Annotated in this window: 19 protein-coding genes; 7 read left to right on the top strand and 12 right to left on the bottom strand. The window is 62.9% G+C overall.

Annotated elements, in window-relative coordinates; all coding sequences use genetic code 11:
- Nucleotides 1-867, top strand: coding sequence for a LysR family transcriptional regulator (locus ACI2JX_RS03040; protein ID WP_404689338.1), 867 nt, complete (start codon nucleotides 1-3; stop codon nucleotides 865-867).
- On the opposite strand, the gene ACI2JX_RS03035 is transcribed toward ACI2JX_RS03040, so the two are convergent.
- The 5 genes from ACI2JX_RS03035 to ACI2JX_RS03015 all read right to left on the bottom strand — a co-directional run bounded on the left by ACI2JX_RS03035 (nucleotide 841) and on the right by ACI2JX_RS03015 (nucleotide 4950).
- A complete protein-coding gene (locus tag ACI2JX_RS03035; protein WP_264233092.1) occupies nucleotides 841-1998 on the bottom strand; it encodes an HPP family protein in 1158 nt (385 codons plus the stop codon). The two genes, ACI2JX_RS03040 and ACI2JX_RS03035, sit on opposite strands and share 27 nt — an antisense overlap.
- Nucleotides 1999-2342: 344 nt before the next feature.
- On the bottom strand, nucleotides 2343-3662 hold the full coding sequence (locus ACI2JX_RS03030) for a sensor histidine kinase (RefSeq protein WP_404689337.1): 1320 nt from the start codon (nucleotides 3660-3662) through the stop codon (nucleotides 2343-2345).
- Complete coding sequence (locus ACI2JX_RS03025) at nucleotides 3659-4327, bottom strand: response regulator transcription factor (RefSeq protein WP_264233090.1); 669 nt, start codon at nucleotides 4325-4327, stop codon at nucleotides 3659-3661. Before ACI2JX_RS03025 ends, ACI2JX_RS03030 begins: the two co-directional genes overlap by 4 nt.
- A complete protein-coding gene (locus tag ACI2JX_RS03020; RefSeq protein ID WP_186554865.1) occupies nucleotides 4328-4642 on the bottom strand; it encodes a PepSY domain-containing protein in 315 nt (104 codons plus the stop codon).
- Nucleotides 4642-4950: a PepSY domain-containing protein gene (locus ACI2JX_RS03015; protein ID WP_186554866.1), complete on the bottom strand. Its 309-nt coding sequence runs from the start codon at nucleotides 4948-4950 to the stop codon at nucleotides 4642-4644. Before ACI2JX_RS03015 ends, ACI2JX_RS03020 begins: the two co-directional genes overlap by 1 nt.
- Before the next feature lie 153 nt (nucleotides 4951-5103).
- On the opposite strand from ACI2JX_RS03015, the gene ACI2JX_RS03010 reads away from it, so the two are divergent.
- Together ACI2JX_RS03010 and queD are read left to right on the top strand one after the other, a co-directional pair.
- Nucleotides 5104-6183, top strand: coding sequence for a patatin-like phospholipase family protein (locus ACI2JX_RS03010; protein ID WP_264233089.1), 1080 nt, complete (start codon nucleotides 5104-5106; stop codon nucleotides 6181-6183).
- 52 nt (nucleotides 6184-6235) lie between these two features.
- On the top strand, nucleotides 6236-6592 hold the full coding sequence (queD, locus tag ACI2JX_RS03005) for a 6-carboxytetrahydropterin synthase QueD (RefSeq protein ID WP_186554973.1): 357 nt from the start codon (nucleotides 6236-6238) through the stop codon (nucleotides 6590-6592).
- A gap of 1 nt (nucleotide 6593) precedes the next feature.
- Here queD and ACI2JX_RS03000 read toward each other — a convergent pair whose 3' ends face one another.
- Nucleotides 6594-7079, bottom strand: coding sequence for a DUF1289 domain-containing protein (locus ACI2JX_RS03000; protein WP_186554974.1), 486 nt, complete (start codon nucleotides 7077-7079; stop codon nucleotides 6594-6596).
- A 407-nt stretch (nucleotides 7080-7486) separates the two neighbouring features.
- Between ACI2JX_RS03000 and acnB the strand changes: the two genes are divergently transcribed.
- A complete protein-coding gene (gene acnB / locus ACI2JX_RS02995) occupies nucleotides 7487-10096 on the top strand; it encodes a bifunctional aconitate hydratase 2/2-methylisocitrate dehydratase (RefSeq protein ID WP_404689522.1) in 2610 nt (869 codons plus the stop codon).
- A gap of 192 nt (nucleotides 10097-10288) precedes the next feature.
- On the opposite strand, the gene prpD is transcribed toward acnB, so the two are convergent.
- From prpD to ACI2JX_RS02965, 6 genes are all read right to left on the bottom strand, one after another.
- Nucleotides 10289-11773: a 2-methylcitrate dehydratase gene (gene prpD, locus ACI2JX_RS02990; protein ID WP_186554975.1), complete on the bottom strand. Its 1485-nt coding sequence runs from the start codon at nucleotides 11771-11773 to the stop codon at nucleotides 10289-10291.
- Between the two features lie 69 nt (nucleotides 11774-11842).
- The gene (gene prpF / locus ACI2JX_RS02985; RefSeq protein WP_404689336.1) at nucleotides 11843-13033 is read right to left on the bottom strand and encodes a 2-methylaconitate cis-trans isomerase PrpF; all 1191 of its coding nucleotides are present in this window, start codon (nucleotides 13031-13033) and stop codon (nucleotides 11843-11845) included.
- A gap of 124 nt (nucleotides 13034-13157) precedes the next feature.
- A complete protein-coding gene (gene acnD, locus ACI2JX_RS02980; RefSeq protein ID WP_404689521.1) occupies nucleotides 13158-15746 on the bottom strand; it encodes a Fe/S-dependent 2-methylisocitrate dehydratase AcnD in 2589 nt (862 codons plus the stop codon).
- Between the two features lie 158 nt (nucleotides 15747-15904).
- Nucleotides 15905-17032 (bottom strand): 2-methylcitrate synthase, encoded by a 1128-nt coding sequence (prpC, locus tag ACI2JX_RS02975; RefSeq protein WP_368973587.1) that lies wholly within the window; start codon nucleotides 17030-17032, stop codon nucleotides 15905-15907.
- Nucleotides 17033-17171: 139 nt separating this feature from the next.
- Nucleotides 17172-18062, bottom strand: a complete 891-nt coding sequence (gene prpB / locus ACI2JX_RS02970) for a methylisocitrate lyase (RefSeq protein ID WP_392465635.1) — start codon at nucleotides 18060-18062, stop codon at nucleotides 17172-17174.
- Nucleotides 18059-18775, bottom strand: coding sequence for a GntR family transcriptional regulator (locus ACI2JX_RS02965; RefSeq protein ID WP_186554979.1), 717 nt, complete (start codon nucleotides 18773-18775; stop codon nucleotides 18059-18061). Before ACI2JX_RS02965 ends, prpB begins: the two co-directional genes overlap by 4 nt.
- Nucleotides 18776-19061: 286 nt before the next feature.
- Between ACI2JX_RS02965 and ACI2JX_RS02960 the strand changes: the two genes are divergently transcribed.
- The 3 genes from ACI2JX_RS02960 to ACI2JX_RS02950 are packed head-to-tail and all read left to right on the top strand — an operon-like array spanning nucleotide 19062 to nucleotide 22119.
- Nucleotides 19062-19598, top strand: a complete 537-nt coding sequence (locus tag ACI2JX_RS02960; protein ID WP_186554980.1) for an ATP-dependent zinc protease — start codon at nucleotides 19062-19064, stop codon at nucleotides 19596-19598.
- Between the two features lie 5 nt (nucleotides 19599-19603).
- Nucleotides 19604-21139: an inactive transglutaminase family protein gene (locus ACI2JX_RS02955; RefSeq protein ID WP_186554981.1), complete on the top strand. Its 1536-nt coding sequence runs from the start codon at nucleotides 19604-19606 to the stop codon at nucleotides 21137-21139.
- Complete coding sequence (locus ACI2JX_RS02950; protein WP_404689335.1) at nucleotides 21139-22119, top strand: alpha-L-glutamate ligase-like protein; 981 nt, start codon at nucleotides 21139-21141, stop codon at nucleotides 22117-22119. Before ACI2JX_RS02955 ends, ACI2JX_RS02950 begins: the two co-directional genes overlap by 1 nt.
- The last annotated feature ends 64 nt before the right edge of the window (nucleotides 22120-22183 follow it).

The raw sequence follows: 22183 nt of genomic DNA, 5'->3' as shown, positions 1-22183 counted from the left end.
ATGGACATCGATCAGGCCCGTACCTTCCTGGAAATCGTCCGTTGCGGCAGCCTGGTGGCTGCCGCCGAGCGCCTGTTCGTCTCGCAAACGGCGATTACCGCCCGAGTCCAGCGCCTCGAGCAGCAACTGGGCTGCCAACTGTTCGTGCGTAGCCGCAGCGGCGCCAGCTTGACCAGCGACGGCGAAGCGTTCGTCACCTATGCCAACCAGCTGGTCGAGACGTGGGAGGCGGCGCGCCGCGACCTGCCGCTGCCGCAGGGCTGCCAGCAAGTGCTGCATCTCGGGGGTGAGGTGAGCCTGGGTAATCCGATGCTGCTCGACTGGGTCAGCGCCCTGCACCGCGAGCTGCCGAGTCACGCGATTCGCAGCGAGGTCAGCGACGGCGAGGCGCTGTTGCGCAAAGTGGAGATGGGCCTGCTGGACGCCGCATTGGTCTATCAGCCGACCTACGGGCCGGGCCTGCAGGTCGAGCAGTTGATGGAAGAAAAGCTGATCCGCATCCGCCGCGTCGATCTGCCTGAGCCTTACATCTATATCGACTGGGGCGAAGCCTTTCGCCGCCAGCACGACGCCGCCCTGCCCGACTGTGCCCGCGCGGCACTGAGCTTCAACCTCGGCCCACTGGCCTTGCAGTTCATTCTCGACCAGGGCGGCAGCGGCTATTTCCGCACCCGCGTGGTCCAGGCGTACCTGGACAGCGGCGTGTTCGAGCGGGTGCCGCAAGCGCCGGAGTTCACCTACCCGACCTTCCTGGTGTATGCCCGTAAACGAGACAGCGAGGCCTTGCAGCAGGCCTTCAGCGTGCTGCGCCGGCAAGTCGCCGCCGGCGCCAGCGATTGGTCACAGCGCTGGGACCCGATCATCTGATTTCAGCGCAGCGGCGTTGAGCAAGTGCCGCTTGAGCCCGGCGATCAGGTCGCTCTGGGTGATGACCCCGACCAGGCTGTCGCCATCGAGCACCGGCAGGCAGTGCAGGCCCTGCTCGCTGAGCAGCGGCAACAGCCGCTCCAGCGGGTGCTGGCTGCTGACGCTGACCACCCGCCGACTCATCACCTGCTCCATCAGCACCGGCTTGCGCCGCAGCACGCCGCGCCAGCTGAAACGCCCCCGAGCCATGGCCGGGCCTACCAGGTCGCTAAGGCTGACGATGCCCACCAGGCGGCCTTGATCAAGCACTGGCAGGGTCTTGAGGTGATGGCTGGCGAGCATCTTCCAGGCTTGCTCCAAGGTGGTGTGCTTGCTGGCGAATTGGATATCCCGCGACATCACCGAGGCGGCGGTGATCCCGCCCAGACTGCGCTGCAAGGCATGTTGCTCGGTGGCGAGGATGATCCGCTCCAGCTCGTCGCGGGTGACGTCGACGAATTCGCCGATCTCTTCCAGGGCCTGGTCGAGGTCGGCGCTGTTGATACCGACGCGCTCGCTGGGCAATGGATCGTGGGTGTGATGCAGGTCTTTGCGCGGCAACGGGCCTTTGGGGTAGCGCACGCCGGTCAGGCGGTTGTAGAGCACCGCAACCGTGATCAGGATCAGCGCGTTGAGCATGATCGGCTCAAGCAGGTGATCGCCCAGCGCGACCAGCCCTGAGTCGGCCAACACCGCACTGACCGCCACGCCACCACCGGGTGGATGCAGACAGCGCAGCAGGCACATCATCAGGATCGAGATGCCCAGGGCGGCGCCAGCGACCCACAGCTCGCTACCAAAACCATGGCGCATCGCCAGGCCCACTGCACCGGCCAGGGCGTAGCTGCCCAGCACCGGCCAGGGTTGCGCCAACGGTCCGGAGTGCACGGCGAACACCAGCACCGCAGTGGCGGCCAGGGGGCCGAGCAGGTGTAACGCGATGGAGGGGCCGTAGGCCAGGCTGCACAACCAACCGGCCAGGAACAGGCCAAGTAGTGCGCCGAGGCCGGCACGCAGCCATTCTTTGCGGGGGATATTCAGAGGCGCCGGCAACAGGCGCTGCAATCGACTTTCAGGACGCGAGGCAGACATCGGGCAGTTGATCGTGTTCCAGGGGTTGATGGGTTATGTCTTTTTTTAAAAAGAAAGCCCAGCCGCAATTGGCCTGGGCCCTGTATTGCAGATGCAATCGCTAAGAGGCTCCGTCCGTGGAGATGGAAACTGGTAAGTTTCGTGGCAGGGATTGTGCCGGGCGCACCGTTTTGGGGCCAATTCAAAAAAATGCGCTTGAGCTGCAATATTTTTGCAGGGTGGGACGTGGGCTGGCAGGGCCGGCCTCATCGCGGGGCAAGCCCGCTCCCACGAATGTGCGGATAGCTCGACGATGGCGTGGGAGCGGGCTTGGCCCGCGATGAGGCCCCAGCGAACGACGAAATTCAGCGCCCCTTGCGCGGCAGCTCGATGCTTACCCGCAACCCGCCCAGGGAGCTTTGCAGCAAGGCGATGCGCCCGCCCCAGGCCTCGACGATATCGCGCACGATGCCAAGGCCCAGGCCATGCCCATCGACCTGCTCGTCGAGCCGCGATCCGCGTTCAAGCACCTGCATGCGGTTCGCTTCGGGAATCCCCGGGCCGTCATCGTCGACCCACAGCTGATAGCCATCGCCCATCTGGGCAATGCCAAGACGCACTTCGCTGTCGGCCCATTTGCAGGCGTTGTCCAACAGATTACCGAGCAGCTCCAGCAAATCTTCGCGATCCCACGGTAGCAGCAACCCCGGTGCGACATCGTGCTCAAGCAACAGCCCCTCGCCATGGATCATGCCCAAGGTTGCCAGCAGCGCCGGCAGTTCTGCATCACAGTCGAACTGCGCGCCCGGCAGCGCATCGCCGGCCAGCCGGGCGCGGTTCAGTTCGCGGGTCAGGCGTTGCTGGATCTGTTCCAGCTGCTCACGCATCTGCGCCTGCACCTCAGGCAGATCCTTGAGCCGTTCACTGGAGGCCAGGCTGATCAATACCGCCAGCGGCGTTTTCAGTGCGTGGCCGAGGTTGCCCAGGGCATTGCGCGAGCGTCGCAGGCTGTCTTCAGTGTGCGCCAGCAAATGGTTGACCTGATCCACCAGCGGTTGCAACTCACTGGGCACCTCGGCATCCAGCTGTGAGCGCTGGCCTTGCTGCAACTGGGCGATCTGCTGGCGGGCGCGCTCCAGTGGGCGCAGCGAGCGGGTCACGGTGATGCGCTGCAACACCAGCACCAGCACCAGCGCCACCAGGCCCATGCCTAGACCAATCTGTTGCATCCGGCGAAAGCCATCGCGCACGGGTGAATAGTCTTGGGCGACGCTGATCGAGATGTCCTGACCCAGGCGCCGGTAATCGGCGCGAAATGCCAGCAGCTGCTGGCCTTCGGGCCCTAGCTCATGGCTGTCTTCCAGGCCGGGCTTGGACGGCTTGGGCATGTCCAGGTCCCACAGCGAACGTGAGCGCCAGGTGCCCTTGTCGAAGTCGATGCGAAAGTAATAGCCAGAGAAGGGCCGCTGGTAAGCGGCAGACACCCGTCGCTCGTCCAGCTGCAGGCCATTGGGGCCGCGCACCATGGCTACCAGCAGGTTCTCGCTTTCCTTGCGCAGGCCGGTTTCCAGGTAGCGTTGCAGGCCCACCTCGAACAGCCACAAAGTCAACTGGGCCAAGGCCAGGCCGACCACCACCAGCACCGCGACCAGGCCCAGGCTCAGGCGCGCCTGAATCGACTTCACTGGCTGCTTCCCGCGTAGACGTAGCCCTGGCCGCGACGGGTCTCGATCACGCTGCGCCCGAGTTTGCGCCGCAGGTGATTGACGTGCACTTCGAGCACGTTGGAATCGCGCTCGGTCTCGCCGTCATACAAGTGCTCGGCCAGGTGGCTCTTGGACAACACCTGCCCCGGATGCAGCATGAAGTAACGCAGCAGGCGAAACTCGGCCGCGGTCAGCTGGATGTCGACGCCTTCGCGGCTGACGCATTGCCGCCCCTCATCCAGGTGCAGCCCGGCAGCTTCCAGTTTCGGCTGGTTGGCCAGGCCACGCGCACGGCGCAGCAAAGCCTGGATGCGCAGTTGCAGCTCTTCGGGGTGGAACGGTTTGCTCAAGTAATCGTCGGCCCCGGCTTTGAGCCCTTCGATGCGTTCGGCCCAGGAGCCGCGCGCGGTGAGGATCAATACCGGGGTGGCCAGGCCTGCCGCGCGCCATTGGGCCAACACCTGCAACCCCGGCAGCCCGGGCAAGCCCAGGTCGAGGATGATCAGGTCATAGGGTTCGCTTTGGCCCTGGTACACCGCATCGCGGCCATCGGCCAGCCAGTCCACGGCATAGCCCTGGCGTTGCAGGCCCACCGTCAGTTCGTCCGCCAGGGGGACATTGTCCTCGACAAGCAGCAGGCGCATTCAGTCGTCTTCCTCGTCTTTGAGCAGCACGCCACTGCGGGCGTCCAGCTTGATCTCGCGCACTACGCCGGCAGGGGTCAGCAACTCGACTTCATACTCGTAACGGTTGTGCTTTTCTTCCAGCTCCGCTTCCAACAGCCGCGCCCCGGGGTAACGCCCCAGGGCGGACTCGAGCAGTTGCTCAAGCGGCAGGATGATGCCCTTTTGCCGCAGCTCAAGGGCTTCATCCTGGTCAAGGTCACGGGCCACGGCCAGCGAACAGACGGTCATCAGCGCAAGGGCGAGGTAGCGCGCCGTTCGCGGTACAGGGTTCATCAGTTATCCCGAGCGTCCTTGAGTACTTCACCGGTCTTGGCGTCGAGGTCCACGTCCCACTCGACGTTCTGCGCATCACGCAGCTCGACCTTATAGATGTAGCGGCCGTACTCGTCTTCGAGTTCCGAATCGGTGACGGTGGCGCCTGGGTGCTTGGCGACCGCCTTGGCCTTCAATTCGTCCAGCGACATGATGGTCTTGGCGTTGACCAGCTTGACCACTTCGTCAGGCTGGACGTCTTTGGCCAGGGCGACGTTGGCACCAAAGGCCAGGGCAGCGGCAGTGAACAGGGCAGTCAAAGTTTTCATGAGGGTCTCTCCGTCGAGATGTGTAATTTGTCTACGGGGTTAAGATTAACCACCGGTCCTTAACTCAACCTGAAAACAGCTGGCGCCATGATAGCGCAGCGCGTTAGCCGCCGGTTCCCTATAATGCCCCGCTTGTTAGCCGCGAGGTCGTGCATGAGCGCCATCCATATCAAGTTCCCTGCCCTGACGTTCAAAGCGGGCAAGCGTGCCTTGCAACAGATCCGCGAGCGGGGCCTGCGCGCCGCCGATGTGGGCGTGGTGCCTGGCGCTGCGGGCGGGCCAAAGCCGCTGGGGATCCAGGGGCTGGACCTCGCGTTGTTCGGTGAGTGGCTGCCTTCGGCGCCGCGCCAGCGGGCATTGATTGGCGCTTCGATCGGCTCCTGGCGCTTTGCAAGTGCCTGCCTCGATGACCCGGTTGCCGGCCTGCGCCGCCTGGGCGAGCTGTACACCGAGCAAGACTTCGCCAAGGGCGTGACGCCCGCCGAGATCAGCCGCAGTTGCCAGCGCATGCTCGATGACCTGTTGCAGGGCAACGATGGGCAGATCCTGGCCAATGCGCACTACCGGCTGAACATCATGGTGGTGAAAAGCCACGGCCTGCTGGCCGACGACCATCGCGCTCGGCTAGGGGTGGGCTTGTCTTCGGTGATTGCCAGCAACCTGCTTGGGCGCGCCCGCCTGGGCCGGCATTTCGAACGGATCATCCTGCATGACAGGCGTTCGCCACCGCCGCTGGATGAGCTGACCGACTTCCCCTCGCGCTACCTGCCGCTGGACCTGGCCAACCTGCGCCACGCCCTGCTCGCCTCGGGTTCGATCCCCATGGTCATGCAAGGGGTGCGTGATATTCCAGGCGCTGGCAGCGGCACCTACCGTGACGGCGGCTTGCTCGACTATCACCTGGACCTGCCCTACCGCGGCGATGACCTGGTGATCTACCCGCACTTCACCGACAAGGTGGTGCCTGGCTGGTTCGACAAGGCCCTGCCCTGGCGCAAGGGTGATGCCACGCGGCTGCAGAATGTGTTGCTGATGACCCCCTCGGCGCACTACCTGGCGGCCCTGCCCTACGGCAAGCTGCCAGATCGCAACGACTTCAAGCGGTTCATGGGCGATGCGCCAAGCCGCAAGCGCTATTGGTACAAGGCGATTGCCGAGAGCCAGCGATTGGGCGATGAGTTCCTCGAGTTGATCGCCACCGGGCGGCTGCACGAACGGCTGCAACCGTTATAGCGGGCATGCTGGTAGAATCGCCGTCAGCATTTTTTACAAGAGTCTCTACAGCGTGGAAATCTTCAAGGAATTCACATTCGAATCGGCCCACCGCCTGCCCAACGTCGCGCCAGGCCACAAGTGCGGTCGTCTGCATGGCCACTCGTTCAAGGTCGCCCTGCACCTGACCGGCCCGCTTGACCCGCACACTGGCTGGATCCGCGATTTCTCCGAGATCAAGGCGATCTTCAAGCCGATCTACGAGCAGCTGGACCACAACTACCTCAACGACATTCCTGGCCTGGAAAACCCGACCAGCGAAGTCATCGCCAAGTGGATCTGGGAACAGGTCAAGCCGCTGCTGCCTGAGCTGTCGAAAGTACGTATCCACGAAACCTGCACCAGCGGTTGCGAATACACCGGCGACTGAGTCAGGCCTGCCCGGCGCCCAATTCCAGGGCGTCGCGCAAAAAGCGCGGGGCGATGTAGCGCTCGTAGTGCGCCTCGGACAGCAAGAAGAATTCGCGGTCGATGGCATCGCGCAGCTGCGGCAGCTCCCAGTCGCGAAACTCCGGCATCAACGCCATGCCGTAGGCTTCCAGGTCGCGAATCATCCGCGCGCCGCGGGCGATCAACTGATACGCCCAGCAGTATTCGGATTGATGGGCGACGAAGCGAATCGAACGCTGCTCCAATTGCTGGCGCAGGCAGTCTTTGTCGAACACCTCAAGCTTGGCCATCATCACCTGCACCAGCAATTGCTCCAGGCGCAGCCAGACCGCGCGCTTTTGCTCGTCGCTGTAGCCGTTCCAGTGGATCACCTCGTGGTGAAAACGCTTGCAGCCGCGGCACACCAAGTCGCCGTAGACGGTAGAGCACAAGCCCACGCAAGGGGTTTTGATGGATTGATTGGACATGAAAAAACAACGGCTTGGCGGTGGAACACGCCCCCATGTTAGCCCTTTGTCTAACCAGGGTCACCCGTTAAAGTCATAAGTGCCGCCTTACTTTCGTTCGCTTTTTGCCGTAGAATCACTCCGCCTTTTCAAGGCAACAATGTCCGTTGGAAGCTGTTTTCAAAGCGTCACGAGCACAGTTGATCCGGTAGAACGGCGTTGGCCCGGCTCATGCACCCTCGCATGGTCCGCGCCAACCCCTCATCAGCCTCCGTTCTACAGGCGTAAAACTTTGAAAGCAGCTTCTGTAAGGATTCTCTGCGACCCTGGCTGGGCGGCCCAAGAAGCCGTCATTGCGCATGGGTGCATGAGAATGCTGGATGAGCGTCCCGGACTCCCTTTAGGGACCACTGATGAGGGTAATAACTGTGCTTGAAGCCTACCGCAAACACATCGAAGAGCGTGCCGCTCTGGGTATCGTGCCCCAGCCGCTGAACGCCGAACAAACCGCAGGCCTGGTCGAGCTGCTGAAAAACCCGCCGGCCGGCGAAGAAGCCTTCCTCGTAGAACTGATCACCGACCGCGTACCGCCAGGCGTCGACGAAGCCGCCTACGTCAAAGCCGGTTTCCTCTCCGCCATCGCCAAGGGCGAAGCCAAGTCGCCGCTGATCGACCGCAAGCATGCCACCGAGCTGCTGGGCACCATGCAGGGCGGCTACAACATCGAAACGCTGGTCGCACTGCTGGACGACGCCGAACTGGGCGCCGTCGCGGCCGAACAGCTCAAGCACACCCTGCTGATGTTCGATGCCTTCCATGACGTCGCCGAGAAAGCCAAGGCTGGCAATGTCCACGCCAAGGCCGTGCTCGAGTCGTGGGCTGCTGGCGAGTGGTTCACCAACCGTCCAGCGATCGCCGACAAATACACCCTGACCGTGTTCAAGGTGCCTGGCGAAACCAACACCGACGACCTTTCCCCTGCCCCGGACGCCTGGTCGCGCCCAGACATCCCGCTGCACGCCCTGGCCATGCTGAAGATGGCCCGTGACGGCATCGAGCCTGAGCAACCGGGTTCGGTTGGCCCGCTCAAGCAGATCGAAGCGATGCGCGCCAAAGGCTTCCCGGTCGCCTACGTCGGCGACGTGGTCGGTACTGGCTCGTCGCGTAAATCGGCGACCAACTCGGTGCTGTGGTTCTTCGGTGACGACATCCCTAACGTGCCGAACAAGCGCGCTGGCGGTTTCTGCTTCGGCACCAAGATCGCCCCGATCTTCTACAACACCATGGAAGACGCCGGCGCCCTGCCGATCGAATTCGACTGCACCAACCTGGCCATGGGCGACGTCATCGACGTCTACCCGTACAAAGGTGAAGTGCGCCGTCACGAAAGCGACGAGCTGGTCACCAACTTCGCCCTGAAAACCGAAGTGCTGCTCGATGAAGTCCGCGCTGGCGGCCGTATCCCGCTGATCGTCGGCCGTGGCCTGACCGAAAAAGCCCGCGCCGAACTGGGCCTGGGTGCATCGGACTTGTTCAAGAAGCCCGAGCAGCCAGCCGACACCGGCAAAGGCTTCACCCTGGCACAGAAAATGGTCGGCCGCGCCTGCGGTCTGCCAGAAGGCCAAGGCGTACGTCCGGGCGCCTACTGCGAGCCGAAGATGACCACCGTCGGTTCTCAGGACACCACCGGTCCTATGACCCGTGATGAACTCAAAGACCTGGCGTGCCTGGGCTTCTCCGCTGACCTGGTGATGCAGTCGTTCTGCCACACCGCGGCTTATCCGAAGCCGATCGACGTCACCACCCACCACACCCTGCCAGACTTCATCCGCACCCGTGGCGGCGTGTCGCTGCGTCCAGGCGACGGCATCATCCACAGCTGGCTGAACCGCATGCTGCTGCCTGACACCGTCGGCACCGGCGGCGACTCGCACACCCGCTTCCCGATCGGCATCTCGTTCCCGGCCGGTTCCGGCCTGGTGGCGTTCGCCGCAGCCACTGGCGTCATGCCACTGGATATGCCTGAGTCGGTCCTGGTGCGTTTCAAGGGCAAACTGCAACCGGGCATCACCCTGCGTGACCTGGTACATGCCATCCCTTACTACGCCATCCAGCAAGGCCTGCTGACCGTCGAGAAGAAAGGCAAGAAAAACGCCTTCTCCGGTCGCATCCTGGAAATCGAAGGCCTGGACGAGCTGACTGTCGAGCAAGCCTTCGAGCTGTCCGACGCCTCGGCCGAGCGTTCCGCTGCTGGCTGCACCATCAAGCTGCCGGAAAAAGCCGTTGCCGAGTACCTGCAGTCGAACATCACCCTGCTGCGCTGGATGATCAGCGAAGGCTACGGTGACGCGCGTACCATGGAGCGCCGTGCGCAAGCCATGGAAGCCTGGCTGGCCAACCCGCAACTGCTGTCGGCCGACGCCGATGCCGAATACGCCGAGATCATCGAGATCGACCTGGCCGACGTCAAAGAGCCTGTGCTCTGCGCGCCGAACGACCCGGACGATGCACGCCTGCTGTCTTCGGTACAGGGCGAGAAAATCGACGAAGTGTTCATCGGTTCGTGCATGACCAACATCGGTCACTTCCGCGCTGCCGGTAAGCTGCTGGACAAGGTCAAGGGCGGTATTCCGACCCGTCTGTGGCTGGCTCCGCCAACCAAGATGGACGCCCACCAGCTGACCGAGGAAGGCTACTACGGCATCTACGGTAAGGCCGGTGCGCGCATGGAAATGCCAGGCTGCTCGCTGTGCATGGGTAACCAGGCACGTGTGCAGACCGGTTCTACCGTGGTCTCCACTTCGACCCGTAACTTCCCGAACCGTCTGGGCGACGCCACTAACGTCTACCTGGCCTCGGCCGAGCTGGCTGCAGTCGCTTCGATCATCGGCAAACTGCCGACTGTCGAAGAGTACATGCAGTACGCCAAGGACATCGACAGCATGGCTGCCGACGTCTACCGCTACCTGAGCTTCGACCAGATCGCCGAGTTCCGTGAAGCGGCCGAAAGCGCCAAGATCCCGGTTGTTCAGGCGTAACAGCAGCTACGAGCGTTAAGCTTCAAGCTGTAGAAGAAGCCCCGGCAGGAATGCCGGGGCTTTTTTTTGCGGTGCCTGTAACCGACCTTATCGCGGGGCAAGCCCGCTCCCACGCAGTTCGCTACATGGGCTCTGGATTGCGTGGGAGCGGGCTTGTCCTGCGATGAAGCTCGCATCGACACTACAAAATCATCAGATCACGAACAGATCGACAAACCGATGCACCGGCGTCGCCTCCAGCTGCGCCTGCGCCTTGCACAAGGCAAAGATCTGCGCACAACGCTGCCCGGCAAAGCGGGTGGCCAGGTTGGCCTTGAACTTCTCCTCAAGCAACGGGATACCCTCGGCCCGCCGCCGCCGATGACCGATCGGATACTCCACCGTCACCTGCTCGGTACTTGAGCCATCGTTGAAGAACACCTGCAGTGCATTGGCGATCGAGCGCTTGTCAGCCTCAAGATATTCACGGCTGAATCGCGGCTCCTCGACCACCTCCATCTTCTCGCGCAGACGGTCGATGGTCGGGTGCGCGGCATGGAAGCTGTCTTCGTAGTGCTCAGCCACCAGGTTGCCAAAAATCAGCGGCACGGCGGTCATGTATTGCAGGCAATGGTCACGGTCAGCGGCATTGGCCAGCGGCCCCACCTTGGAAATGATGCGGATCGCTGATTCATGGGTCGTGATGACGATGCGTTCGATTTCATGCAGTCGGTTACGCACCTTTGGATGCAACACCAGTGCCGCCTCACAGGCGGTCTGGGCGTGAAACTCGGCCGGGAAGCTGATCTTGAACAGGACGTTTTCCATCACGTAGCTGCCAAACGCCTGAGGCAGTCGCAGCTGACGCTGGTCGACCGGCTTGAGCGCCAGATCCTTGTTGGTATGACTGAACAAGACGTCGTAGAAGCCCCACTGCTGTGCACTGAGCACACCCGGAATGCCCATCTCCCCGCGCAGGGCGATATCGGCCAGGCGCACACCACGGCTTGACGCATCGCCTGCCGCCCACGACTTGCGTGAACCGGCATTAGGCGCATGGCGGTAGGTGCGCAACGCCTGGCCATCGACGAAGGCATGCGACAGCGCCGACAACAGCTGCTCGCGGTTGGCCCCCATCAACTTGGCGCATACCGCCGTGGAAGCGACCTTGACCAGCAGCACATGGTCCAGGCCGACGCGGTTGAAGGAATTCTCCAGCGCCAGCACTCCCTGGATTTCGTGCGCCATGACCATGGCTTCGAGCACCTGGCGCATGTTCAACGGCTGCTCGCCCGCTGCCACGCGCTTTTGCGAGAGGTGATCGGCCACCGCCAGGATGCCACCGAGGTTATCGGACGGATGCCCCCACTCAGCCGCCAGCCACGTGTCGTTGTAGTCCAGCCAGCGGACGATGCAGCCGATGTCCCAGGCTGCCTTGACCGGGTCAAGCCGGTACGAGGTTCCGGGCACCCGCGCGCCGTTGGGCACGATCGTGCCCTCGACGAGCGGCCCCAAGTGCTTGCTGCACTCGGGGAAGCGCAACGCCAGCAGGCCGCAGCCCAAGGTGTCCATCAGGCAGTTGCGCGCGGTGTCCAGCGCCTCGGCCGAGCCAACTTGATAGTCGAGCACGTAGTCGGCGATGGTTTGCAGCACCCGGTCGTAGTCCGGGCGGTCGTTGAGGTCAACGTTGGCGCTCATCTCGGTTGCTTCCTGTTGCAGAGGGTTGAACAAAGAAGCCGAGCGCCGCTCACGTGTCAGGGAGTGCGCCTAGAAGGCATCACCAGGTACCCGTACCCAGCCCTCCATCAACACGCGAGCGCTTCGGCTCATGATTGCTTTGGTGACTGTCCACTGGCCATCCACCTGACGCGCCTCGGCGCCGACCCGCAAAGTGCCCGAGGGATGGCCGAAACGTACCGCGCTACGCGGGTTGCCGCCCGCTGCCAGGTTGACCAGCGTGCCTGGAATGGCGGCGGCGGTACCGATCGCCACGGCGGCGGTGCCCATCATGGCGTGGTGCAACTTGCCCATCGACAGCGCACGAACCAACAGGTCGATGTCACTTGGCGCAACCGCCTTGCCACTGGATGAGGTATAGGCCACTGGCGGCGCGACGAAGGCGATCTTGGGAGTGTGCTGACGCGTGGCCGCCTGATCGAGGTGCTCGATCAAGCCCATGCGCAGCGCACCATAGGCGCGGATGGTTTCAAAACGTGCCAGCGCCGCCGGATCGCCGTTGATCGCGTCTTGCAGTTCGCGCCCGCTGTAGCCGATGTCGGCGGCATTGACGAAGATGGTCGGGATACCCGCGTTGATCAGGGTCGCCTTGAAGGTGCCGATACCTGGCACTTCGAGATCGTCGACCAGGTTGCCGGTGGGGAACATCGCCCCACCGCCGCCGTCTTCGTCGGCGGCCGGGTCGAGGAATTCCAGCTGCACTTCGGCAGCGGGGAAGGTCACGCCGTCCAATTCGAAATCGCCGGTTTCCTGCACTTCGCCTTCGCTGATTGGCACATGGGCGATGATGCTCTTGCCGATGTTGGCCTGCCAGATGCGCACGGTGGCGATGCCGTTATGCGGGATGCGCGCGGGATCGACCAGGCCGCTACTAATGGCGAACGAGCCGACCGCTGCCGAGAGGTTGCCGCAGTTGCCGCTCCAATCGACGAAGGCCTTGTCGATCGAGACCTGGCCGAACAGGTAGTCGACGTCGTGCTCAGCGTTGCTGCTGGCCGAGAGGATCACGCACTTGCTGGTGCTGGAGGTGGCGCCGCCCATGCCGTCGATCTGCTTGCCGTAAGGATCGGGGCTGCCGATCACCCGTAGCAACAGGGCGTCGCGGGCCGGGCCTGGTTGCTGGGCGCGCTCGGGGAGGTCTTGCAGGCGGAAGAACACGCCTTTGCTGGTGCCGCCACGGATGTAGGTGGCGGGGATCTTGATCTGCGGTGCGTGTGCCATGGTTTGGTCCTGATCATTCAGTTGTACGGCTGGGGCCGCTCCGCGCCCCTTCGCGAGCAAGCCCGCTCCTACCGGGACCTGCGGGAGCGGGCTTGCCCGCGAAGGGGCGCGGAGCGGCCCCGCTTTACGCGGTGCCTTCCAGGAAGTCCTGGGCAAAGCGCTGCAGCACCCCACCCGCCTCGTAGATCGACACTTCTTCAGCGGTATCCAACCGGCACGTCACCGGCACCTCGAGCCGCTCGCCATTACGGCGGGTGACCACCAAGGTCAAGGTCGCCCGCGGCGTACGCTCGCCCAACACGTCGTAGCTTTCGCTGCCATCGAGCTGCAAGGTCTTGCGGTCGGTACCCGGCTTGAACTCCAGCGGCAGCACACCCATGCCTACCAGGTTGGTGCGGTGAATGCGCTCGAAGCCTTCGGCGACAATCGCTTCAACCCCTGCCAGGCGCACGCCCTTGGCCGCCCAATCGCGCGACGAACCTTGGCCGTAGTCGGCACCGGCAACGATGATCAGCGGCTGTTTACGCTGCATGTAGGTCTCGATCGCCTCCCACATACGGGTCACCTTGCCTTCTGGCTCGATCCGCGCCAGCGAGCCTTGCTGCACGCTGCCGTCTTCCTTGCGCACCATCTCGTTGAACAGCTTGGGGTTGGCGAAGGTGGCGCGCTGGGCCGTCAGGTGATCGCCGCGGTGGGTGGCATAGGAGTTGAAGTCCTCCTCGGGCAGGCCCATCTTCGCCAGGTACTCACCCGCCGCGCTGTCGAGCATGATCGCATTGGACGGCGACAGGTGGTCTGTAGTGATGTTATCCGGCAGCACCGCCAGCGGGCGCATGCCGCGCAGGGTACGCTCGCCAGCGAGGGCGCCCTCCCAGTACGGCGGGCGACGGATATAGGTGCTCATCTCGCGCCACTCATACAGCGGCGCGACTTTCGGCCCCTTGTCCTCTTCAATGGCGAACATCGGGATATACACCTTGCGAAACTGCTCCGGCTTGACCGCAGCACGCACCACCGCGTCGATCTCTTCGTCGCTCGGCCAGATGTCCTTGAGGCGAATCTGTTTGCCGTCGACCACGCCCAGCACATCCTTCTCGATGTCGAAGCGGATGGTGCCGGCGATGGCATAGGCCACTACCAGGGGTGGCGAGGCGAGAAACGCCTGCTTGGCGTACGGGTGAATCCGCCCGTCGAAGTTGCGGTTGCCCGACAGCACCGCGGTGGCGTACAGGTCGCGGTCGATGATTTCTTGCTGGATCTTCGGGTCCAGCGCGCCAGACATGCCGTTGCAGGTGGTGCACGCGAAGGCGACGATGCCAAAGCCCAGTTGCTCCAGCTCCTGCTCCAGGCCGGCTTCTTCCAAGTACAACTTGACCGCCTTGGAGCCTGGCGCCAGCGAGGACTTCACCCACGGTTTGCGGGTCAGGCCCAGCTTGTTGGCATTGCGCGCCAGCAGGCCTGCAGCAATCACGTTGCGCGGGTTGCTGGTGTTGGTGCAACTGGTGATGGCGGCGATGATCACCGCGCCATCAGGCATCTGCCCCGGCAGCTCTTGCCAGGCGCCAGCGATGCCCTTGGCCGCCAGCTCGCTCGTCGCGACACGGGCGTGCGGGTTGGATGGGCCGGCCATGTTGCGCACGACACTCGACAGGTCGAAGCTGAGCACCCGCTCGTATTCGGCGTTAACCAGGCTGTCGGCCCACAGGCCTGCAACCTTGGCGTAGGTTTCGACCAGCTGGACCTGCTGCTCTTCACGGCCGGTCAGGCGCAGGTAGTCGATGGTCTGCTGGTCGATGGCGAACATCGCCGCCGTGGCGCCGTACTCCGGCGCCATGTTGGAGATGGTGGCGCGATCGCCCAGGGTCAGGGCACGGGCGCCCTCACCATAGAATTCGAGGTAGGCGCCCACCACTTTTTGCTTGCGCAGGAACTCGGTCAGGGCCAATACCAGGTCGGTGGCGGTGATGTTCGGCTGCAGCTTGCCGGTCAGCTCGACGCCGACGATTTCCGGCAGGCGCATCCACGAGGCGCGACCGAGCATGACGTTCTCAGCTTCCAGGCCACCGACACCAATGGCGATCACGCCCAAGGCATCGACGTGCGGGGTGTGGCTGTCGGTGCCGACGCAGGTGTCTGGGTAGGCCACGCCGCGATCACTGTGGATCACCGGCGACATCTTCTCCAGGTTGATCTGGTGCATGATGCCGTTGCCCGGTTGGATCACGTCGACGTTCTTGAAGGCCTTTTTGGTCCAGTTGATGAAGTGGAAACGGTCTTCGTTGCGACGGTCTTCAATGGCCCGGTTCTTGTCGAATGCCTGCGGGTCGAAACCGCCGCATTCGACCGCCAGCGAGTGGTCGACGATCAGTTGCACCGGCACTACCGGGTTGACCTGGGCTGGGTCGCCGCCTTTGTCGGCGATGGCATCGCGCAGACCAGCCAGGTCGACCAGCGCGGTCTGGCCTAGGATGTCGTGGCACACCACACGCGCCGGGAACCACGGGAAGTCGAGGTCGCGCTTGCGCTCGATCAGCTGGCTGAGCGAGGCATCGAGGGTGGCCGGATCGCAGCGGCGCACCAGGTTCTCGGCGAGCACGCGGGAGGTGTACGGCAGGCCGTCGTAGGCGCCGGGCTTGAGGGCCTCGACAGCTGCGCGGGCGTCGAAGTAGTCCAGGGGGGTGCCTGGCAGGGCTTTGCGGTATGCAGTGTTCATCATTCAGGCTCGGTCACAGGATTCGGAAAGCTCCACCGTCCCTGTGGGAGCGGGCTTGCCCGCGAATACGTCAGCAGGTGCACATCAGTTGCCCAGTCGGACGCATTCGCGGGCAAGCCCGCTCCCACAGGGGAAACGGGTTGCCTCTCTATTTCTATTCAGCGCTGTGCGATGGGCACGAACTGGCGCTGTTCAACGCCGACATACTCGGCGCTCGGACGGATGATGCGGTTGTTGGCACGCTGCTCGAAGACATGCGCCGCCCAGCCGGTCAGGCGCGAGCAGACGAAGATCGGGGTGAACAGCTTGGTCGGGATACCCATGAAGTGATACGCCGAGGCATGGTAGAAGTCGGCGTTGGGGAACAGGCGTTTTTGCTCCCACATGGTCTTGTCGATCGCTTCGGAGACGGGGTACAGCACGCTGTCGCCGGCTTCATCGGCAAGCTGCTTGGCCCAGCCCTTGATCACCTCGTTGCGCGGGTCGGACTCTTTGTAGATCGCATGGCCAAAGCCCATGATCTTGTCTTTGCGCTCGAGCATCTTGAGCAGCTCGGCAGTGGCCTGCTGCGGGCTCTGGAAGCGTTCGATCAACTCCATCGCCGCTTCGTTGGCGCCGCCGTGCAGCGGGCCGCGCAGCGAGCCGATGGCGGCGGTGACGCAGGAGTACAGGTCCGACAGGGTCGAGGCGCACACCCGGGCGGTGAAGGTCGAGGCGTTGAATTCGTGCTCGGCGTAGAGAATCAGCGACACGTTCATCACTTTGACATGCAGCGCGCTCGGCTTCTTGCCGTGCAGCAGGTGCAGGAAGTGCCCGCCCAGGGTGTCTTCATCGCTGGTGCAGTCGATGCGCACGCCGTGATGCGTGAAGCGGTACCAGTAGCACATGATCGCTGGGAATACCGCTAGTAGGCGGTCAGTCTTGTCGCGCTGGGTGTCGAAGGTCAGCTCAGGTTCCAGGGTGCCGAGTACCGAGCAGCCGGTGCGCATCACGTCCATCGGATGGGCAGTGACGGGGATGCGCTCAAGCACTTCCTTGAGTGCCTGGGGCAGATCACGTTGCCCCTTGAGCTTGGTCTTGTATTCGTCCAGTTCGGCTTGGCTGGGCAACTCGCCATACAGCAGCAGGTAGGCCACTTCCTCGAATTCGGCATCTTTGGCCAGGTCACGGACGTCATAACCGCGGTAGGTCAGTCCGGCACCGGCCTGGCCTACAGTCGACAGTGCGGTCTGGCCGGCCACCTGGCCACGCAGGCCTGCGCCGCTGAGTACTTTTGCTTCGGCCATGGTGTTTCTCCTTTATTGAACTTGTTATGGAATTTCTGGCTAATCAAGGGTGCCTGTGCCAGCCCACCAGAGCGTGGGAGCGGGCTTGCCCCGCGATAGCGCCGGCACAGGCGAATCATTGAGTTCGTTGCAACTCGGCTCAGCCCTTCTTCTGGGCAAACAACGCATCGAGGCGCTGCTCGAAGGCGTGATAACCGATGGCATCGTAGAGCTCCATGCGAGTCTGCATGGTGTCGATGACGTTTTTCTGCGTGCCATCGCGGCGCAGCGCGGTGTAGACGTTTTCCGCCGCCTTGTTCATCGCGCGGAACGCCGACAGCGGGTACAGCACCAGCGAGACGTCGACCGAGGCCAACTCGTCGGTGGTGTACAGCGGGGTGGCGCCGAACTCGGTGATGTTGGCCAGGATCGGTGCTTTGACCCGATCGGCGAAGGTCTTGTACATCTGCAGTTCAGTGATCGCCTCAGGGAAGATCATGTCGGCGCCGGCCTCGACACACGCCGCAGCGCGGTCCAGGGCAGCGTTCAGGCCTTCCACGGCCAAGGCATCGGTACGCGCCATGATCACGAAGCTGTCATCCAGGCGAGCGTCTACCGCCGCCTTGATGCGATCGACCATCTCCTGCTGGGAGACGATTTCCTTGTTTGGCCGGTGGCCGCAACGCTTGGCGCCTACCTGGTCTTCGATATGAATCGCTGCCGCGCCGAACTTGTTCATCGAGCGCACGGTCCGCGCCACGTTGAAGGCCGAGGCGCCAAAGCCGGTGTCGACATCGACCAGCAGCGGCACGTCGCACACATCGGTGATGCGCCGCACGTCGGTGAGCACGTCATCCAACCCGCTGATGCCCAGGTCCGGCAGGCCCAGGGAGCCGGCAGCGACGCCGCCACCAGAGAGGTAGATGGCCTTGAAGCCGGCGCGCTTGGCCAGCAAGGCGTGGTTGGCGTTGATCGCGCCAACCACCTGCAACGGATGTTCGGCAGCCACCGCGTCGCGGAAACGTTGGCCGGGCGTGCTCTTCACAGTCATGACTCACCTCGTGGGCTATTGTTGTCAGCGCCTTGATAGTGGCGCGCGATATTGCGTTTGGATGCACCGATATGGCGGCGCATCAGCAGTTCTGCCAACTCGCCGTCTCGGTCGGCGATGGCATCGAGAATCCGGTGGTGCTCGGCGAATGCCTGGTGCGGGCGGTTGGGCGTGGCGGAAAACTGGATGCGGTACATGCGCACCAACTGATACAGCTCGCCGCAGAGCATCTTGACCAGGGTCTGGTTGCCGCTGCCCTGGATGATCCGGTAATGGAAGTCGAAGTCGCCTTCCTGCTGGTAATAGCCAACCCCGGCCTGGAACGCGGCATCGCGCTCATGGGTGTCGAGCACCCGGCGCAACTCATCGATCTCGGCTACGCTCATACGCTCGGCAGCCAGGCGGCACGCCATGCCTTCGAGGGATTCGCGGATTTCGTACAACTCGATCAGCTCGGCGTGGCTAAGCGACACCACCCGCGCGCCGACGTGCGGCACTCGCACCAGCAGGCGCTGGCCTTCCAGGCGGTGGATGGCTTCACGCAGTGGGCCGCGGCTGATGCCGTAGGTGCGCGCCAGCTCAGGCTCGGAGATCTTGCTGCCTGGGGCGATGTCGCCTTTGACGATGGCCGCCTGGATGCGCCGGAAAACGTTCTCGGAAAGGGTTTCCGTTTCTTCTGCCAGCGTGGCGGGCGCCTGAGTTACGTCCAGCATATTGTCGACACCTTGGTTTTCTCTATGGCCAAAACTAGCGAAACAGAACGTCGCAGTCAAAGACAAAATCAACATTGTCGACAATCGTCTAAGAACGAACTTACCCAGCTGATTCGCTGTCAGATCGCGGCGCGCTGGCGTCAAGACGTCGGCGTGATAGAATGCCGCGCTTCCCGAGGGAGAATGAGTAGTCTGTCTGTACGGCAATTCATATTGTTGACAGATTAACGAGGATGCTTGGCCAGTCGCCTTGCCCTGAACCCAGCACAGCACCGCGCCAGGATTTATGAGACTTACACCCGTTTTAATGTTGCTCTGCCTTGCCCTGCTGCCGGCCCTTGGCCAAGCGGCTCAAAAGTCCGTGTACGGGCTCAACGAATATGCGCGCTTGAACGACCTGGACCTTGAGGTCGCGGCCAAGCTCGATACCGGTGCCAAGACCGCCTCGCTCAGCGCCCGCGACATCAAGCGCTTCAAGCGCAACGGCGAGAGCTGGGTACGTTTCTACCTGGCCATCGACGCCGCGCATTCGCACCCGATCGAACGGCCATTGGCCCGGGTCAGCAAGATCAAGCGCCGCGCTGGCGACTATGACGCTGAAGAAGGCAAGGCCTACACCGCCCGCCCGGTGATCGAACTGAACATTTGCATGGGCCAGACCCTGCGCACCATCGAAGTCAACCTCACCGACCGCAGCGCCTTCCAGTTCCCGCTGCTGATCGGCTCGGAGGCCTTGAAAGACTTCGATGCGCTGGTCGACCCAAGCCTCAAATACGCGGCCGGCAAACCTGCCTGTGCCACCGACGCTCCTAAAGCAGAGTAATCCCGATGCGCTCTCTTACCCTTCACCTGAAAGTCCTCATCACCGTGCTGGTGCTGCTGGGCGTGGCGGTTACGGCCTATCAGATCTTCTTCCTCGGCATCCCGGTGACCGAGGATGAGACCGACGACTTGTGGAACATCGACGCCAAGGTCGAGTTCGTCGCCAGTGCCAAGGATCCGGTCAAGGTACAGATGTTCGTGCCGCCCTTGAGCCGTGACTACGTCAGCCTCAACGAGAGCTTCATCTCCAACAACTATGGGGTGAGCGTCAACCGCGCCGACGGCAACCGCAAGGTAACCTGGTCGGCTCGCCGCGCCAGCGGCAACCAGACGCTTTATTACCGCCTGGTGCTGACCAAGCGCTACAGCAACGAAAAAACCACCATCAAAGGCCCGACTTTCCGTGACAGCCTGGCCGTGGAAGGCCCCGAGAAGATTGCCGCCGAAGCCCTGATGGCGCCGATCCGCCAGCACTCGGCCGACGTCGAGACCTTTGTCAGCGAGACCATCAAGCGGGTCAACAACCTTAACGATGACAACGTCAAGCTGCTGCTGGCCGGTGATACTTCGGCGCTGAACAAGGCCAAGGTCATCGACCTGCTGCTGTCGATCGCCCACGTGCCGATGGAAAAAGTCCACACCATCCGCCTGGTCGCCGACACCCCGCAGACCCCGGAACTGTGGCTGCGCAGCTTCAACGGCAATGACTGGCTGTACTTCAACCCGGATACCGGCGAGCAGGGCCTGCCCAGCGATCGCCTGCTGTGGTGGACCGGTGATGACAACCTGATCACCGTCGATGGCGGCAAGAAAGCCAACGTCACCTTCAGCATGAACAACAGCGAGATGAACGCCATCCGCCTGGCCAAGCTGACCGACGAGAACACCGACGCCGATTTTCTCGAATACTCGCTGTACGGCCTGCCGCTGCAAACCCAGCAGACCTTCATGATCATGGTGATGATCCCGATCGGCGTGCTGGTGATCCTGGTGCTGCGCAACCTGATCGGCATCCAGACCCTGGGTACCTTCACCCCGGTGCTGATCGCCCTGGCCTTCCGCGAGACCCAGCTGGGCTTTGGCATCATGCTGTTTACCGTGATCACCGCGCTGGGCCTGTCGCTACGCTCCTACCTTGAGCACCTGAAGCTGCAGATGCTGCCGCGCCTGTCGGTGGTGTTGACCTTCGTCGTGGTGCTGATTGCCGCGATCAGCCTGTTCAGCCACAAGCTGGGCCTGGAGCGCGGCCTGTCGGTTGCGCTGTTCCCGATGGTGATTCTGACCATGACCATCGAACGCCTGTCGATCACCTGGGAAGAACGCGGTGGTGGCCATGCCATGAAAGTGGCGATCGGCACCCTGTTCGCAGCCTCCCTGGCGCACCTGCTGATGATGGTGCCGGAGCTGGTGTACTTCGTCTTCACCTTCCCGGCGGTACTGCTGATCCTGGTGGGCTTCATGCTGGCGATGGGTCGCTACCGCGGCTACCGCCTGACCGAGCTCGTTCGCTTCAAGGCTTTCGTAAAAAAGGCTGACGCCTGATGTTCGGACTGATCAAGACGTGGAAAGCCCTGGAGGCCCGGGGCATCATGGGTATCAACCGGCGCAACGCGGACTACGTCCTGAAGTACAACAAGCGCCATTTGTACCCGATCGTCGACGACAAGATCATCACCAAGGAGCGTGCGATCAAGGCCGGCATCCATGTGCCGGAGATGTACGGCATCATCGAGACCGAAAAGCAGATCGACAAGCTGCACGAGATCATCGGCGGGCGTAGCGATTTCGTCATCAAGCCGGCGCAAGGCGCTGGCGGTGACGGCATCCTGGTGATCGCCGACCGCTTCGAGGATCGCTACCGGACGGTGTCGGGCAAGATCATCAGCCACGAGGAGATCGAGCACCAGGTCTCGAGCATCCTCACTGGCCTGTACTCGTTGGGCGGCCACCGGGACCGGGCGCTGATCGAATACCGGGTGACCCCGGACCAGATCTTCAAGAGCATCAGCTACGAAGGCGTGCCGGATATCCGCATCATCGTGCTGATGGGCTATCCGGTCATGGCCATGCTGCGCCTGCCGACCCGCCAGTCGGGCGGCAAGGCCAACCTGCACCAGGGCGCCATTGGTGTCGGTGTCGACCTGGCGACGGGCGTGACCCTGCGCGGCACCTGGCTGAACAACATCATCAGCAAGCACCCGGACACCACCAACGCGGTGGACGGCGTGCAACTGCCGAACTGGGACGGCTTCATGAAGCTGGCCGCTGGTTGCTATGAATTGTGCGGCCTGGGCTATATCGGTGTAGACATGGTGCTGGACCAGGACAAAGGGCCGTTGATCCTTGAACTGAATGCGCGTCCGGGCCTGAACATTCAGATTGCCAACGATTGCGGCTTGACCCAGCGCACCCACGCCATCGAGGCGCATCTGGAAGCGCTGGCCAAAGATGGCGTTAGCGAAGATGCCGACCAGCGTGTACGCGTGGCCCAAGGGCTGTTTGGGCACGTACCTTCACGCTAATGGCTTAGCCCGTTGGAGCCCGCTCCCACAGGAACCGCGCATATTTTCAGATCAGCGCTATCCC

Origin of the sequence: Pseudomonas sp. NPDC088890, assembly GCF_044900155.1 — a bacterium.
GTDB classification, from domain to species: Bacteria; Pseudomonadota; Gammaproteobacteria; order Pseudomonadales; family Pseudomonadaceae; genus Aquipseudomonas; species Aquipseudomonas urmiensis.
The sequence above is the reverse complement of the archived record's forward strand: the minus strand, read 5'-3'. Positions and strand labels throughout refer to the sequence as shown.

Bases quoted from the DNA above. Each gene is read 5' to 3' on its own strand.
- ACI2JX_RS02965 (WP_186554979.1), bottom strand. From the start codon at position 18,775: ATGCTGGACGTAACTCAGGCGCCCGCCACGCTGGCAGAAGAAACGGAA.
- ACI2JX_RS02955 (WP_186554981.1), top strand. From the start codon at position 19,604: ATGCGCTCTCTTACCCTTCACCTGAAAGTCCTCATCACCGTGCTGGTG.
- ACI2JX_RS03035 (WP_264233092.1), bottom strand. From the start codon at position 1,998: ATGTCTGCCTCGCGTCCTGAAAGTCGATTGCAGCGCCTGTTGCCGGCG.
- ACI2JX_RS03000 (WP_186554974.1), bottom strand. From the start codon at position 7,079: ATGTCCAATCAATCCATCAAAACCCCTTGCGTGGGCTTGTGCTCTACC.
- ACI2JX_RS02960 (WP_186554980.1), top strand. From the start codon at position 19,062: ATGAGACTTACACCCGTTTTAATGTTGCTCTGCCTTGCCCTGCTGCCG.
- ACI2JX_RS02950 (WP_404689335.1), top strand. From the start codon at position 21,139: ATGTTCGGACTGATCAAGACGTGGAAAGCCCTGGAGGCCCGGGGCATC.
- ACI2JX_RS03025 (WP_264233090.1), bottom strand. From the start codon at position 4,327: ATGCGCCTGCTGCTTGTCGAGGACAATGTCCCCCTGGCGGACGAACTG.
- ACI2JX_RS03040 (WP_404689338.1), top strand. From the start codon at position 1: ATGGACATCGATCAGGCCCGTACCTTCCTGGAAATCGTCCGTTGCGGC.
- ACI2JX_RS03020 (WP_186554865.1), bottom strand. From the start codon at position 4,642: ATGAACCCTGTACCGCGAACGGCGCGCTACCTCGCCCTTGCGCTGATG.
- prpC (WP_368973587.1), bottom strand. From the start codon at position 17,032: ATGGCCGAAGCAAAAGTACTCAGCGGCGCAGGCCTGCGTGGCCAGGTG.
- prpB (WP_392465635.1), bottom strand. From the start codon at position 18,062: ATGACTGTGAAGAGCACGCCCGGCCAACGTTTCCGCGACGCGGTGGCT.
- prpD (WP_186554975.1), bottom strand. From the start codon at position 11,773: ATGAGCGCCAACGTTGACCTCAACGACCGCCCGGACTACGACCGGGTG.
- ACI2JX_RS03015 (WP_186554866.1), bottom strand. From the start codon at position 4,950: ATGAAAACTTTGACTGCCCTGTTCACTGCCGCTGCCCTGGCCTTTGGT.
- acnD (WP_404689521.1), bottom strand. From the start codon at position 15,746: ATGAACACTGCATACCGCAAAGCCCTGCCAGGCACCCCCCTGGACTAC.
- ACI2JX_RS03010 (WP_264233089.1), top strand. From the start codon at position 5,104: ATGAGCGCCATCCATATCAAGTTCCCTGCCCTGACGTTCAAAGCGGGC.
- prpF (WP_404689336.1), bottom strand. From the start codon at position 13,033: ATGGCACACGCACCGCAGATCAAGATCCCCGCCACCTACATCCGTGGC.